A 14,608-nucleotide genomic window follows, 5' to 3' on the forward strand; every position below is an offset into this window, starting at 1 on the left:
GCATAGACAGTCTTGTGTATGGTCTGTGTATGGCGCACACAGTGTGCGGCGTAGACAGATAACTCCGGAGGGGTGTCATGGGTTCGACAGAACGGGCGGGACGCAAGGAGTGGATCGCGCTCGGGGTGCTCGCGCTGCCGCTGCTGCTGGTCTCGATGGACGTGTCGGTGCTGTACTTCGCGGTTCCGTTCATCAGCGCGGACCTCGGCGTGAACGCGACCGAGCAGCTGTGGATCTTCGACATCTACGGGTTCGTGCTGGCGGGCCTGCTGATCACCATGGGTTCGCTCGGCGACCGGATCGGCCGCCGCAAGCTGCTGCTGTTCGGTGCTGTCGGCTTCGGGGTCGCCTCGGTCGCGGCGGCGTACGCACAGAACCCGGAGCAGCTGATCGCGGCCCGCGCGCTGCTCGGGATCGGCGGTGCCACCCTGATGCCGTCGACCCTGGCGCTGATCCGGAACATGTTCCACGACCCGAAGCAGCGGTCGAAGGCGATCGCGTTCTGGAGCGCGGTGATGATGGGCGGGATCACCCTCGGTCCGGTGCTCGGCGGGTTCCTGCTGGAGCACTTCTGGTGGGGCTCGGTGTTCCTGATCAACACCCCGGCGATGGTTCTGCTGGTCGTCCTCGCGCCGGTGCTGCTGCCCGAGTTCAAGGCCCCGGTGCGCGGGCGGTTCGACCTGCTCGGTTCGGTCCTGTCGCTGGCCGCCGTACTGCCGGTGATCTGGGGGATCAAGGAGCTGGCCGCTCATGGTGCGGCGGTCATGCCGGTGGTGGCGATCGTGGGCGGGCTGGTGTTCGGGGTGCTGTTCGTCCAGCGGCAGCGGACCGCGGCGCACCCGATGGTCGACCTGTCGATGTTCCGGAACCGCGCGTTCAGCGGGTCGCTGGCGGCGAACACCATCGGGACCCTGGCGCTGGTGGGCAACGCGGTGTTCCTGACCCAGTACCTGCAGTTGGTGCACGGTCTGAGCCCGCTGAAGGCGGCGCTGTGGTCGCTGGCCCCGTCGGTGCTGGTCGGTGGTGCGGCTCCGTTGGCCACCGCGCTCGCCGGGAAGGTGGACCGTGCGTACGTGATTGGTGGAGCGTTTGTCCTCGCGGCTTCGGGCTACGGCGTACTCACTCAGGTGCACGTCGGCTCGTCGCTGGCAGTGCCGCTCGCCGGTGCAGGTCTGCTCGCCGCCGGTCTGGTGATGGTGATGACTCTGGTGACCGAGGCCGTCGTCGGTTCGGTTGCCCCGGAGCGCGCCGGCTCGGCATCCGCGGTGATGGAGACCTGCGCGGAGTTCGGCGGGGCCCTCGGGATCGCGGTCCTGGGATCGATCGGTACTGCGGTCTACCGCGCCGATGTCCCGTCCAACCTGCCGGCTGGTGTCGCGGCTCCTGTCCGCGAGGGTCTGCCCGCGGCGACTGCCGCAGCCGCTCACCTGCCCGCGCAGTTGGCCGACACCGTCCTGGCCACCGCCCGCCACGCCTTCACCCACAGCATGAACGTCGTCGCCCTGGTCGGTGCCGTCCTCCTGCTCGCCACCGCCGTAGCCACCACCCTCACCCTCCGCGGCGCCACCCACACCACCGCCCCCACCGAGGAGCCCGCCTCCGAGGAGGCTGACTTAGCCCCCGCAGCTTGATCCCCGCAAACGAGCGGCCGCCGCCCACCATCTCAGGGGTCAACCCACGAGATGGTGGGTTTGCGGGTGGTATGCGATGGGCCAACCCGCCATCTCGTGGGTCAACCCATCAGATGCGGACAGCGCAGGCGGGGTGGGTGGCGCGGGACAGTGTCAGCGGGGTGGGTGGCGGCGGACGGTGTCAGCGGGGTGGGTGGCGGGGGACGGTGTCAGCGGGGTGGGTGGCGCGGGACGGTGTCAGCGGGGTGGGTGGCGCGGGGGGTCGCCGCCGGGGCGGCGTTTGAAGGGGCGGTTCTGGTCGCGTTCGACGGTTGGTTCTTCGGACCAGGGGGCCGTGTTCTCGCCGGTGTTCTCGTCCTCGTCGGTCTGGCCGCTCCACCAGCGGCCCATGGGTTGTTCGGGCGGCGGCTTCTGATCGCCGGAGCGCCACTCGACCGTCGGCTCGTCGTGCGAGGTCGAACGGCGCTGGCGGTTCGCCCGCTGCTCGGCGACGCTGAGGATCGTCCGGGTCGTGCTCTCCGGGCGCTCGTCGCTCGCCGGATGCCGGTGCTCGGTCGGGTGCCGATGCGGCGCGCGGTCGGTGCGGGGCCCGCCGAGGCCGCCGGGGCGCAGCGGCCCTTCGGCCGGGCGGTCGGTCGGGCGCATCCGCAGTACCAGGAACACGACGATCAGCAGCACGCCCGCGAGGAACCCGAACCCGAGGCGCGGGATCAGCGGCAGCACGATCCCGCAGCCACCGCCGATCACCCACGCGAGCTGCAGCACCGTCTCCGATCGCGCGAACACCGACGTACGCACGGATTCCGGGACGTCGCGCTGGATCATTGCGTCCAGCGACAGCTTGCCGAGCGAGCTGCACAGCCCGGCGACCAGGCCGAGGGCGATCAGGATCGGCAGGCCGTACAGCACCGCGACCGCGACCGCCACCGTCGCGTCCGCGAGCAGCACCACGAGCACGACCACTTCCGGTTTGCGTGCCCTGAGCAACGATCCGACGAGGGTGCCGAGACTGTTCCCGATCCCGGCCGCGGCGATCACCGCGCCGGCCGCGACGGCACCCTTGATCCCGCTGATCGGCTGGTCGCGGAGCAGGAACGCCAGGTACATGGTCAGGAACCCGGACACGAACCGCAGTCCCAGGTTGCAGCGGATCCCGCGGGCCACCGCGGCGGTGATCGCGCGGCGGCGCGCGTCCCGTCCCGCCGTACCCGTCACTTCTTCGTCGGCGGGGGAGTCGACCGCGGAGGGCAGCCGGATCGCGAGCACCAGGCCGACGATGTACACGAGCGCGGCCCAGCGCAGCGACCACTGCGGGCCGATCGCGGCGAACGCGCCGGCGATCCCGGCGCCGATGGTCGCGCCGGCGACACCCGCGAGCGAGATCCGGGAGTTGGCCGTGACGAGTGTGATCTGTTTCGGGAGCAGCCGCGGTACGGCGGACGCGCGGGTCACGCCGTACGCCTTGGATGCGACCAGGCAGCCGAGGGCGGCCGGATACAACCAGGCGGATCCGTGGCCGGCGATCGACGACGCCAGGCTCCAGACCAGGAACGCGCGGACGCCGAGGGTCGCACCGATCGCCCAGCGGCGGCCATGCCGGAACCGGTCGAGGATCGGGCCGATCAGCGGCGCCATCAACGCGAACGGCGCCATCGTCAGCAGCAGGAACAACGCCACCCGGTCGCGGGCCTGGTCGCTCGGCACGGTGAAGAACACCGTCCCCGCCAGGGAGACCGCGAAGGCCGTGTCGCCTGCCGCGTTCACCGCACCCAGCTCGATCAGCCGTGACAGGCCTGATTCGCCGGCGCCTTGAGCGCTGGTCAGGCCGCGGATCCGGCGCCCGGTCGCGCGCCCGACCTTGCCGCCGACCTCAGCGGCCTTCTTGGATGCCGAAGCAACCCCCTCGGCGCCGATTTTCGAAGCGTGGCCCACCTTCTTGCCGGCAGTCCCCACCCGCTCCCGAGCATCGCTGAGCCGCTCGCCCGCGGACTTCCCGTCTGCCTTCCCGTTGCCGGTGTGTGTGGCGCCGGGCCCGGCGCCCGCGCGCGGCCCTCCGGCGGCGGGATCGCCGTCGCGTTTGCCGCCGGAGGCGCTCGGGTCGCGGGGTTGCATGAATCCATCCTGCCTCGTGCCGGGGACAGACGGCAGGCACGGCGCGAAAGGACCCCTGATCGCGGGTGGGTGACGGCGGTTCGGCGTACGGCAGAAGGCATGCGAGAATGGGCGATTGTGACTCCCGTCAAAAGCCCGGAACCGGTACGTGCGAAGCCCGACGCCGTCAGCGTCGCGGCGATCGAACCGGCGCGCGAGGCCGCGATCGCCGAGGCCGGCGCCGCGCAGGTCGGGGAGCACCTCGGTCATCTGGTCGAGGGCGAGCGCCTCGTCACCCACTACTTCGCCTCCACCCACCCCGGGTACCGCGGCTGGCGCTGGGCGGTCACGGTGACGCGTGCGGCCCGCGCCAAGACCGTCACGATCAACGAGGTCGTGATGCTGCCCGGCGACGAGGCCGTCGTCGCGCCGGAATGGGTCCCGTGGTCGGAACGTGTCCAGCCCGGCGACCTCCGCCCCGGCGACCTGTTCCCGACCCTTCCCGACGACCCGCGCCTCGAGCCCGGGTTCACCGAGACCGCGGACGCACCGGAGGACGTGCTCACGGTCGTCGAGGAGCTCGGCCTCGGTCGCGAGCGCGTGCTCTCGCCGTACGGGCGTGAAGACGCCGCCGAGCGCTGGTACGGCGGGGAGTTCGGCCCGACGTCGGCGATCGCGCAGGCGGTGCCGTACAAGTGCTTCTCGTGTGGTTATTGGATCCGCCTCGCCGACAGCCTGGGTCAGGCCTTCGGCGTCTGCGCCAACGAAATGGCCCCCGGCGAGGCCCGCGTGGTCGCCTATGACTACGGCTGCGGCGCCCACTCCGACGCCACCATCGACCTGGCCGAACCCCCCACCCCCGACCACGCCTTCGACACCACCGCCTACGACACCCTCGACCTAACCCTCACCGAGGACTGATCGCAAAGCGGGGCGTTGCACACCCCGCGGCCTCGGTGAACAGGGAATTGCCTGTTCACAGGCACCAGGCAGTGAGCTCCGGCCCTGCTCGTGACGCGCGGGGTCAGTCTTCGGTGGCGGAGCGGTGGCCGCCCTGGATGGCGGCCCAGCGGCGTCTGCAGTACCAGAGGCCGATGAGGCCGAGGCCGAAGCCGGCGACCGGGACCCAGAGCCACCAGTCGAGGCCGTCGTCCTCGAGGCGGCCGCGGAAGAGGAAGAGTACGACGAACGCGACGGCCCAGAGGCTGATACCGGTGATCACGCTGGGGATGCCGGACAGGTCGAGCGGCTTGACCTCGGCGTGCACCAGTTCGCCGCGGGCGAGCTGGCTGGTCGGGTCGGTGCGCTTCTTGTCCGCGCGCTCCTTGGCTGCCCCCTGCTCCTCCGTCACGCCACTACCTTAGCTTCGTTTGCGATTAGTACTCGCAACTGCCCGGTAGGAACTGGCACGATGCGTTCATGAGCTCGACCCAGGCCACGACGGCCCGCTCCGGTTCCGGTCCTCTGGACTCGTTCTTCAAGATCAGCGAACGCGGATCCACGCTCGGCCGGGAGATCCGCGGCGGGCTGGTCACGTTCTTCACGATGGCCTACATCGTGGTCCTGAACCCCCTCATCATCGGCACCGTCAAGGACGGCGCCGGCCAGTTCGTCGGCGGCGGCACCGACCCGGCGGCGGCGATCGCGAAGATCGCGGTCGCGACGGCGCTGGTCGCCGGGGTCGTCACGATCCTGATGGGCCTGGTCGCGAACTTCCCGCTCGCCCTCGCCGCCGGTCTCGGCCTGAACGCGTTCATCGCGTTCTCGATCGCGACCAAGATGACCTGGGCGGACGCGATGGGTCTGGTGGTCCTCGAGGGCCTGATCATCCTGGTCCTGGTGCTCACCGGCTTCCGCAGAGCGGTGTTCGAGGCGGTGCCGCTGCAACTGAAGGTCGCGATCAGCGTCGGTATCGGCCTGTTCATCGCCTTCATCGGCGTCATCGACGCGGGCTTCGTACGGCGTCCCGCGGCGCTCAGCGGCCCGCCCGTCGAACTCGGTGTCAGCGGCAACCTCCGCGGCTGGCCGGTGCTGGTCTTCGTGGTCGGCCTGCTTCTGATCGTCACGCTGTACGCCCGGAAGGTGAAGGGCGCGATCCTGATCGGCATCCTGGCCGCGACCGTGCTGGCGATCGTCATCGAGTCGATCGCGAACCTCGGCGCCCGCACCGACAAGAACCCCGGCGGCTGGGGCCTGAGCGTGCCGAAGCTGCCGGACCAGTGGTTCACCAAACCGAACCTGGACACGGTCGGCGAGTTCAACCTGTTCGGCTCGTTCGACAAGGTCGGTGTGGTGTCGGCGCTGCTGCTGATCTTCACGCTGATGCTCGCCGACTTCTTCGACACGATGGGCACGATGACCGCGATCGGCGCCGAGGCGGGCCTGAACGACGCCGACGGCATCCCGCCGAACTCGCAGCGGATCCTGATCGTGGACAGCCTCGCGGCCGCCGCCGGTGGTGCCGCGTCCGTCTCGAGCAACACGTCGTACATCGAATCGGCGTCCGGCGTCGGCGAAGGCGCGCGGACCGGGCTGGCGAGTGTGGTGACCGGGATCTGCTTCCTGATCTCGATGGTGGTCGCACCGCTGGTGACGCTGGTTCCGTACGAGGCGGCGACGCCGGCGCTGATCCTGGTCGGGTTCCTGATGATGACGCAGGTGAAGGGCATCGACTTCGACGACCTCGAGGTCGCGTTCCCGGCGTTCCTGACGATCGTCCTGATGCCGTTCACGTACTCGATCTCGGCCGGTATCGGCGCCGGCTTCGTCTCGTACGTGATCCTCAAGACCGTGCGCGGCAAGGCCCGCCAGGTGCACCCGCTGATGTGGGTCGTCGCGGCCCTGTTCGTCGTCTACTTCGCCATCGGCCCCCTGTCCGACTGGCTCACCTGACCCCTGCCGAAGGCCCGGTACGGCGAAGTTCGAGGTACTCGGCCCTTGCGGTGAAGAGTTCGCGGAGTTCGTTGCTGACGTGGTCGAGGAACTCCGTGCGGTACGTCGAGTCCGTGAGCAACGCGATCGAGTAGTAGAGCCCGGTGAAGTTCGCGATGCCGACGGCGACCTTGATCAGCGAGGCGCTGAGGACGAGCGGATGGTTCAGCAGCTCGACGTGGTACGACCACGAGCCGGCGTCGACGCCCCACTGCCGGTAGATGTGCTCGCTGATCGCGAGCATGCCGAAGGCAATGAAGAACAGGCCGACGCCGGCGCTCACCACGAGCACCTGCATCCACTGCCGGATCACCAGGCTGACGCTGACGTTGAAGCGCTGGCTGCGGCTCAGCGGCGGGCCGGAGCCGGCGGTGCGCTCGATCGCGTCCACCTCCAGCGGCAACCGGATCAGCAGGAACACCGTGCTGAGCAGGGTGAAGGCGATCACGGAGAAGACGATGAAGGCGGCGGGCATCCACGCGAACACCTGCCACATGTCCGCGGTCATGAACAGCACCAGCGAGAAGACCAGCAGGAGCGGCAGTGCCCGGACGAAGCTGGCGACCGAGTTGGCCAGCTCGCGGGCCAGTTGGCGTACTCCCCAGACGACGGTCGCGATGAAGCCGTAGCCGACCACGACGTACACCAGTCCGACCAGCAGTAGGTTGCCGAAGGCGACGCCGAAGAACTGCTTGACCTGTCCTTGCGTGACTACCGGGAGCAACGCCGGCAGGAAGACGAACACCGCCAGCTCCGGGGTGCCGAAGCGGGTGGGCAACGATCCGAACGGTCGCCCTCGTAGCCCGTTGAGCAGGCCGAACCCGGCGATCAGTGCGACCAGACCGCCGATCGCGGCCAGCAGGTTCTGCCACCAGTGCCATTCGAGCGAGGTGGCACCCAGCATCTCGGCCAGGAACACCAGCACCAGCAGCGGCGCCGCCCGCGTGAAGATGTCGTGCGTCGGCGAGAAGTCCTCGATGAACAGCGGCAGTCCCGCTCGCCGGAACCTCTGCTCGTACCGCTCCAGCTCCGCCGTCGTCCCCATGAGCGCGAACTCTATCGGCCGCCCGGACCTCGGGAATACCAGCCGGCGGTCCAACGTTTTTAGTTAGCAAAGGTAATGAGTTAAGGTAAAGACATGCCCGAAGTCGTAGCGCAGCAGGTGAAGAGTGACGTCGGGCTGGCGAGTGCCCTGCGGTCGTCGACCCTGCGGCTGTCCCGGCAGATCCGCCGGCAGCGCGAGCCCGGTCACGACCTCACCGCGAACCAGCTCAGCGTGCTCGGCGCGCTGGCCAAGCACGAGGCGATGACAATCGGCGAGCTGGCCGCCCACGAGCAGGTGAAGCCGCCGTCGATGACGCGGATCGTGACGAACATGGAGGAGGCGGGCCTGCTGGTCCGCCGCCCGCATCCGACCGACAAGCGGCAGATCGTCGTCGAGCTGACCGCCCGCGCCGACGAGCTGATCCTGGCGAACCGCAAGCGCCGCGACGAGTGGCTGCAGAAGAAGCTGAAGCAACTGACCCCTGAGGAGCGCGACATCCTGCGCAAGGCAGCACCTGTTCTCGAACGACTGGCGGCTCGATGAGCCCCACCTTCCGCGCGTTCAAGGTCCGGAACTACCGGCTCTACGCCTCGGGCGCGATCATCTCCAACGTCGGCACCTGGATGCAGCGGGTCGCCCAGGACTGGCTGGTCCTGGAGCTGACCCATTCCGGTACGGCGCTCGGCATCGTCACCGGCCTGCAGTTCCTGCCGGCGCTCCTGCTCGGCCCGTACGCCGGTCTGGTCGCCGACCGCTTCCCGAAGCGGACCGTGCTGACGCTCACCCAGATCGCGATGGCCGCCGTCGCCCTGACCCTCGGTGGTCTGACGATCGCCGGCGTCGTGCAGACGTGGCACGTGTACCTGTTGGCTCTCCTGTTCGGTGTGGGTACGGCGTTCGACGCCCCGACCCGGCAGGCTTTCGTGGTCGAGATGGTCGGCCGCGACGAACTCTCGAACGCTGTCGGACTGAACTCGGCGTCCTTCAACGCGGCCCGGCTGCTCGGCCCGGCGCTGGCCGGTCTGCTGATCAACTGGATCGGCACCGGTCCGGTGATCATGATCAACGGGTTCACCTACGCCGCGGTGATCGTGTCGCTGCGGCTGATGCGCACCGGTGAACTGCACACGCCGAAGCCCGCGGCCCGGGACAAGGGCATGATCCGCGACGGCATGCGCTACCTGTGGCGGCGGCCGGACCTGATGATGGTCCTGGTGGCGGTGTTCTTCGCCGGCACGTTCGGGCTGAACTTCCAGATGACCTCGGCGCTGATGGCGACGAGCGCGTTCCACAAGGGCGCGGGGGAGTACGGCATCCTCGGCTCGATCCTGGCGATCGGCTCGCTGTCCGGCGCGTTGCTCGCGGCCCGGCGGGTCCGGATCCGCGCGCGGCTGGTGATCGGTGCGGCGGTGGCGTTCGGTGTGCTCGAGATCGTGAGTGCGCTGATGCCGACGTACCTGACCTTCGCGCTCGTGCTGCCGCTGGTCGGACTGACCTCGCTCACCATGCTCACCTCGGCGAACGCGACGATGCAGTTGAGCATCGAGCCGACGATGCGCGGCCGGGTGATGGCGCTGTACATGACGGTCCTGATGGGCGGCACGCCGCTCGGGTCGCCGTTCATCGGCTGGATCGGCCAGGTGATGGGCGCCCGCTGGTCGCTGATCGTCGGCGGTGGGCTCACCGTGCTCGGCACGGTCGGCTCGGTGCTGTACTTCTCCCGCCGGCGCGGTCTGGCGATCCGCCCGCGGCTGCTCCCGCGCCCCCACCTCGAGGTCCTGCCCCAGACCGAACTACTCGGCGAGAAGGCAGTCGTCGACGCACCCGACGTACCGCAGAAGAAGCCCCAGGTCGCCTAGGGGCGAATTCGGGTGAGGAGGCGGGCGCCGAAGAACAACGCATCGACTTCCGCCGCGCGCCGGGTGAGCATCGCGGCGGGGTCGTGCTTGGGCTTCGGGCGTACGTCGGGGCTTGCGGCCGTGGTGATCCGGAGAAATCCACGTGTACCTAGGCCGGCCGACGGCGCCCATTCCACGTCGGCGATGTCCCCGAGCGGCACCGACCACGGATCGCCGAGTGCCTTCTTCTGACGGCCCACGGACCGGTGGTACTTGAAGGTGAGCTGCCCGTTCGCCACCGCGAGCGTCGCGTCCCGCCCCTCGATCCGGTCGGGCGCGGGCGGCGGCGCGACCAGCCACGCGGTGGCGGCCGTCTCCGGTACGTCGCGACGTACGAGGGCCTGGCCGATGTCACGGGCGATCCCCTCGGCGACCTGGTGATCGACGCCCGGGAAGTCGTAGAGCTCGATCGGCTGCGTCACCGACTGCAGCGGGTCGGCGCCGTCACGAAGTACGAGCCGGAGTCCCGTCTGGGTGAGCTCCACGGCCCGCAATGCTTCGACGGGCACGATCCGCTCACCCAGGCGAGTCCGTACGACCGTCCCGCCGTACCGGATCCGGAGAGTGCCGATGCCGTCCCAGAGGACCGTGCCGTACGTGCTCGTCAGCTCACCGAGTGCCACCCGCTCATCCTCCCCGGTCACCGGGCCAGTTGCGCGTAACGCGCACAATGGGGTGTGACCCATTACGACCTCGTCATCATCGGGACCGGCTCCGGTAACACCATCGTCAATCGGCGGTTCGCCGACTGGAAGGTGGCGATCGTCGAGCGCGGGACGTTCGGCGGCACCTGCCTGAACGTCGGCTGCATCCCGACCAAGATGTTCGTGCACGCCGCCGACGTCGCCGCGACCCCGTCGGTGAGTGCGCGGTACGGCGTCGACGAGCAACTGCTCGACGTGCGCTGGACCGACGTCCGGGACCGGATCTTCGGCCGGATCGATCCGATCGCGGCGGGCGGCTCGGAGTACCGGCACCACAACCCGGACAACGCGAACGTCACCGTGTACGACGGGACCGGCCGGTTCACCGGGTTCAAGGAACTGACGGTCGACGGCAAGGACGGCTCGACGAGCGTGTTCAGCGCCGACCGGTTCGTGATCGCCAGCGGCAGCCGGCCGATCGTGCCCCCGATCCCGGGTCTGGAGGAGACCGGGTTCCACACGTCGAACACGATCATGCGGCTCGAGGAGCTGCCGCGCCGGCTGGCGATCATCGGCAGCGGGTTCGTCGCGGCCGAGTTCGCGCACGTGTTCGCGTCGTTCGGCGTCGAGGTGACGATCATCGCCCGTTCCAGCCTGCTGCTCCGGCACGAGGACAGCGAGCTCGCCCAGCGCTACACCGAGATCGCCCAGGAGAAGTACGACGTACGCCTGAACCACGAAACCGTCCGGGTGACACGGCGTGACGACGGCTCGATCCTGCTCGGCATGTTGCATCCGGAAGGCTCCGACGAGCTGGTCGTCGACGAGCTGCTGGTCGCGGTCGGCCGGGAAGCGAACTCGGACCTGCTGACCCTGGACGCGACGGGCGTCGAGGTGGACCACGAGGGCCGCGTGGTCGTGGACAAATACCAGCAGACCAACGTCGACGGCATCTACGCGCTCGGCGATGTGACCACTCCGCACCAGCTGAAGCATGTCGCGAACCACGAGGCCCGGGTGGTGAAGCACAACCTGCTCAACCCCGACAACCGGATCGAGGCCGACCACCGCTTCGTCCCGCACGCGGTGTTCAGCGCACCGCAGATCGCGTCGGTCGGCCTCACCGAGGAGCAGGCGCAGGAACGCGGAATCCCTTATGTGAAGGCGGTTCAGCAGTACGCCGACATCGCGTACGGCTGGGCGATGGAGGACACCACCGGGTTCGCGAAGGTGCTCGCCGACCCGGAGAGCGGGCAGATCCTCGGCTGCCATGTGATCGGCCCGCAGGCGCCGACTGTGATCCAGCCGGTGATCCAGGCGATGAGCTTCGGACTGGACGCGTACACGATGGCGCGCGGCCAGTACTGGATCCACCCGGCCATGCCCGAACTGATCGAGAACGCCCTGCTGAAGCTGAAGCTAAAGCCGAAAGGCTGAGATCACGTCGGCGACCGTGTCGAGGGTGGCGAGGTCGGGGAGGCTGATCATCACCTCGGCCACCCCGGCCTCGGAGAGTTCGCGGAACCGCCCGATCTGATCGTCGACGGTGCCGGCGTTCACGGACGCCGCGTACTTCGCCGGGTTCACGTTCCGCGGACGCAACCGCCGTACGAGCTCGTCCAACTGCTGCGAGTCCTTGCCCACCAGGGCTGTCGACAGATGCGTCAGCTCAACCGGTCGATCCCCCAGGTGGCCGGCCGCCTTCCGGACCGCGGCGACATCCCCGAACACATTCACCGCATCCGCGAACCGCCCGGCCAAGCGCAGTGTCCGCGGCCCGCTCCCGCCGACGAGCACGGGCAGGTGCTCTTGCAGCGGACGCGGATAACAAGTGGTGTCCGGTACGTCGAGAACCTTGCCGCGGAACGGTTTGTTGCCAGGTCCCCATAAAACCGGCAGCAGCTGCAAGGCGTCCTCGAGCAGCGCATAGCGCTCACTCACCGGCGGAAACGGCCAGCCGTACGCCTTGTGCTCCGCCTCGAACCACGCGAGCCCGACCCCGCACACCGCCCGCCCACCACTCAACACATCCAGCGTCGCGGCGATCTTCCCGAGGTGGGCGACGTTCCGGTAGGTGATGCCCGAAACCAGCGTCCCCAGCCGAACGCGGGTCGTGCACGCGGCGAGGTACCCGAGCGTCGTCCAGCTCTCCAGGAAGTCCTCCCACGCCCGCCCCACTTGCGGGATCTGCCGGAAGTGATCCATCACGTAGATCGCGTCGAACCCGACCGCCTCGGCCCGCTCCGCCACCTCACGAACCCACGAAGCCAGGCCTTCCCGACCGCCTGGATATCTGCTCAGTTGCAGCCCGAATCGCAACCCCACAGGCGTCTCGGATTGCCGCGCGTGCGCCGCGGTCGACTCCACGAAGGCGTTCGGCACCACCCGCACGGCAGTCGGCTGCAGTATGTCGTCGTACCCCTCCGTCGGCAGTTCCTGCTTCACCGAAGCCCAGGTCCGCAGCTGCGACGCCAGTACGTCGGCCGGGATCCGCTTCGCCGTACGCTCCCGATTCCGCCGCCGGCACTCCTCGGCCGGCGTATCGAAACCCACCGCTACACAGGGCATCCCGGCCTCACGAGCCAGGCTGAGCCAGCGCACCCGCTTCTCGCGATCCAGCCCCAAGGTGTCGATGACAGTCGTCAGGCGCCGGGCGATCCGTTGCCGCACTACCTCGTCCAACAACGCGAACGCGTCGGCACTCGCCGCGATGTCATCCTCACCGGCCCCGACCAACGCCCGCAGTCGATCACTCGACACCACCAGGTCGGCCCCGAAATGCTCCGCCGCCCACGTCGACTTCCCGGACGCCCCCGGACCGACCAGGATCACCACACACGGCGACGGCAGCTTGAACTCGGACACAAAAGCAGTTTCCACGATCGATACCCTTTTCGGATGCGATTGTTCGTGGCAGTAGTGCCACCTCAAGAGGTAGTGGAGGATCTGAGCGAGTTCGTCGAGCCGCGCCGGGACCATCCGGACGACGACATCCGGTGGGCGTCGGACGAGCACTGGCATCTCACGCTGGCGTTCCTGGGCGAGGTGCCGGACTGGAAGACCGAGGAACTCGAGGAGCGGCTGGAGCTCGCCGCCAAGCGACAGAGACCGTTCGAGCTGCAACTCACCGGAGCCGGCGCGTTCCCCGGTGTCCCGGACGCCCGGGTGCTGTACGCCGGCGTACGCGACGAGACCGAGTCGCTCAAGCACCTGGCGATGACCACCCGGGCGGCAGCGAGTCGCGCCGGAGTGACCGTGGAAGGAAGGAAATTCACCCCGCACGTAACACTGGCGCGATTGCGGCGACCGATCGACGTCACCAAGTGGGTCAGGGTTTTCGACACCTACAACGGTCCGGTCTGGACCGCGGGCAGCCTGCAGTTGATCGAGTCCCGGCTGGGTGAAGGGCCGGGCCACAGTGCGGCGTACGTCACGGTAGGCGAATGGGACTTCTTAGGTTAACCTCAGGAAGGTTAGCCGTACCTAATGCTGTAACACCGTACTGAGAGAGTCCCGCCATGCTCGCGAACTACCTGATCGGACTTCGTGAAGGACTCGAGGCCTCGCTGGTCGTCAGCATCCTCGCCACCTTCCTGGTCAAGTCGGGTCACCGGGATCGACTCAAACTGGTCTGGATCGGTGTCGCCACGGCGCTGGCCGTGGCGGTCGCCGCCTGGGGTCTGCTCCAGTTCGTCACCGCGCTGACCGCGAAGTCGTTCACCACCCAGGAGACCGTCGGCGGAGTGATGTCGATCCTCGCGGTCGGCTTCGTCACCTGGATGATCTTCTGGATGCGCAAGGCCTCCCGCAGCATCGCCAGGGAACTGCGCGAGCGGATGGGGCAAGCGCTCGAGGTGGGGTCGCGCGCGGTCGTCATTCTCGCGTTCCTGGCGGTGTTCCGGGAGAGCATCGAGACCGCGTTCATCGTGTACGCCTCGGCCGCCACCGCGACCACCGCCGTACCGTTCGTCGGTGTCCTGCTCGGGCTCGCGACCGCGGTCCTGCTCGGCGTCGCGATCTACAAGGGCGCCGTGAAGATCAACCTGGCCGTGTTCTTCAAGTGGACCGGCGCGGTGCTGATCCTGGTCGCGGCCGGCATCTTCGCGTACGGCTTCCACGACCTGCAGGAGGCGAACATCCTGCCCGGCCTGCACACGCTGGCCTTCGACATCTCCCACGTGATCCCGCCGGACAGCTGGTACGGCGTACTGCTGAAGGGCATCTTCAACTTCAACCCGGCACCGTCCGTGCTGGAGGCGATCGCGTGGGTCGTCTATCTCGTCCCGGTGATGGTGCTCTACTTCCGTCCGGTGAGGAGCTCCACACCACCCGCCGTACCGGCGACGACCGCTCACAACGCGGCCTGAA

The 14,608-nt window shown here is 68.7% G+C and carries 13 protein-coding genes; 8 read left to right on the forward strand and 5 right to left on the reverse strand.

The genetic code is table 11. The annotated features are described in order from the left end of the window. Positions 1-77 precede the first annotated feature (77 nt). Entirely contained in the window at positions 78-1,631 is a 1,554-nt protein-coding gene (locus EV651_RS04800; protein ID WP_133782443.1) for an MFS transporter, read from the forward strand. A 237-nt stretch (positions 1,632-1,868) separates the two neighbouring features. Here the strand turns inward: EV651_RS04800 and EV651_RS04805 are convergent, their stop codons facing one another. Next, positions 1,869-3,743: an MFS transporter gene (locus EV651_RS04805; protein WP_133782445.1), complete on the reverse strand. Its 1,875-nt coding sequence runs from the start codon at positions 3,741-3,743 to the stop codon at positions 1,869-1,871. Between the two features lie 117 nt (positions 3,744-3,860). Between EV651_RS04805 and EV651_RS04810 the strand changes: the two genes are divergently transcribed. Further along, a complete protein-coding gene (locus EV651_RS04810) occupies positions 3,861-4,643 on the forward strand; it encodes a DUF3027 domain-containing protein (RefSeq protein WP_133782447.1) in 783 nt (260 codons plus the stop codon). Positions 4,644-4,746: 103 nt separating this feature from the next. On the opposite strand, the gene EV651_RS04815 is transcribed toward EV651_RS04810, so the two are convergent. Beyond that, positions 4,747-5,073 (reverse strand): DUF2530 domain-containing protein, encoded by a 327-nt coding sequence (locus EV651_RS04815; protein ID WP_133782449.1) that lies wholly within the window; start codon positions 5,071-5,073, stop codon positions 4,747-4,749. Between the two features lie 68 nt (positions 5,074-5,141). Here EV651_RS04815 and EV651_RS04820 point away from each other — a divergent pair, with 68 nt between their 5' ends. Further along, the gene (locus tag EV651_RS04820; protein ID WP_133782451.1) at positions 5,142-6,614 is read left to right on the forward strand and encodes an NCS2 family permease; all 1,473 of its coding nucleotides are present in this window, start codon (positions 5,142-5,144) and stop codon (positions 6,612-6,614) included. Here EV651_RS04820 and EV651_RS04825 read toward each other — a convergent pair. Then, complete coding sequence (locus EV651_RS04825; protein ID WP_133782453.1) at positions 6,607-7,698, reverse strand: hypothetical protein; 1,092 nt, start codon at positions 7,696-7,698, stop codon at positions 6,607-6,609. The genes EV651_RS04820 and EV651_RS04825 overlap by 8 nt on opposite strands. A gap of 93 nt (positions 7,699-7,791) precedes the next feature. Between EV651_RS04825 and EV651_RS04830 the strand changes: the two genes are divergently transcribed. Beyond that, positions 7,792-8,241, forward strand: a complete 450-nt coding sequence (locus EV651_RS04830; RefSeq protein ID WP_133782454.1) for a MarR family winged helix-turn-helix transcriptional regulator — start codon at positions 7,792-7,794, stop codon at positions 8,239-8,241. Further along, positions 8,238-9,557, forward strand: coding sequence for an MFS transporter (locus tag EV651_RS04835; protein ID WP_133782456.1), 1,320 nt, complete (start codon positions 8,238-8,240; stop codon positions 9,555-9,557). The genes EV651_RS04830 and EV651_RS04835 overlap by 4 nt, the downstream gene beginning before the upstream one ends. On the opposite strand, the gene EV651_RS04840 is transcribed toward EV651_RS04835, so the two are convergent. Further along, entirely contained in the window at positions 9,554-10,219 is a 666-nt protein-coding gene (locus EV651_RS04840; protein ID WP_166658501.1) for a DUF4429 domain-containing protein, read from the reverse strand. The genes EV651_RS04835 and EV651_RS04840 overlap by 4 nt on opposite strands. A 54-nt stretch (positions 10,220-10,273) precedes the next feature. Between EV651_RS04840 and EV651_RS04845 the strand changes: the two genes are divergently transcribed. Then, complete coding sequence (locus EV651_RS04845) at positions 10,274-11,677, forward strand: mycothione reductase (protein ID WP_133782460.1); 1,404 nt, start codon at positions 10,274-10,276, stop codon at positions 11,675-11,677. Here EV651_RS04845 and EV651_RS04850 read toward each other — a convergent pair. After that, complete coding sequence (locus EV651_RS04850) at positions 11,660-13,105, reverse strand: LLM class flavin-dependent oxidoreductase (protein ID WP_238156665.1); 1,446 nt, start codon at positions 13,103-13,105, stop codon at positions 11,660-11,662. The two genes, EV651_RS04845 and EV651_RS04850, sit on opposite strands and share 18 nt — an antisense overlap. Positions 13,106-13,138: 33 nt before the next feature. Here EV651_RS04850 and thpR point away from each other — a divergent pair, with 33 nt between their 5' ends. Both thpR and efeU read left to right on the forward strand, forming a co-directional pair. Beyond that, positions 13,139-13,702 (forward strand): RNA 2',3'-cyclic phosphodiesterase, encoded by a 564-nt coding sequence (gene thpR / locus EV651_RS04855; protein ID WP_133782464.1) that lies wholly within the window; start codon positions 13,139-13,141, stop codon positions 13,700-13,702. 56 nt (positions 13,703-13,758) lie between these two features. Next, positions 13,759-14,607 carry an iron uptake transporter permease EfeU gene (gene efeU / locus EV651_RS04860; protein WP_133782466.1) on the forward strand — a complete coding sequence of 283 codons (849 nt, stop codon included), beginning with the start codon at positions 13,759-13,761 and terminating at the stop codon, positions 14,605-14,607. The last annotated feature ends 1 nt before the right edge of the window (position 14,608 follow it).

The organism is Kribbella sp. VKM Ac-2571 (assembly GCF_004362255.1).
Classification (GTDB): Bacteria; Actinomycetota; Actinomycetes; order Propionibacteriales; family Kribbellaceae; genus Kribbella; species Kribbella pratensis.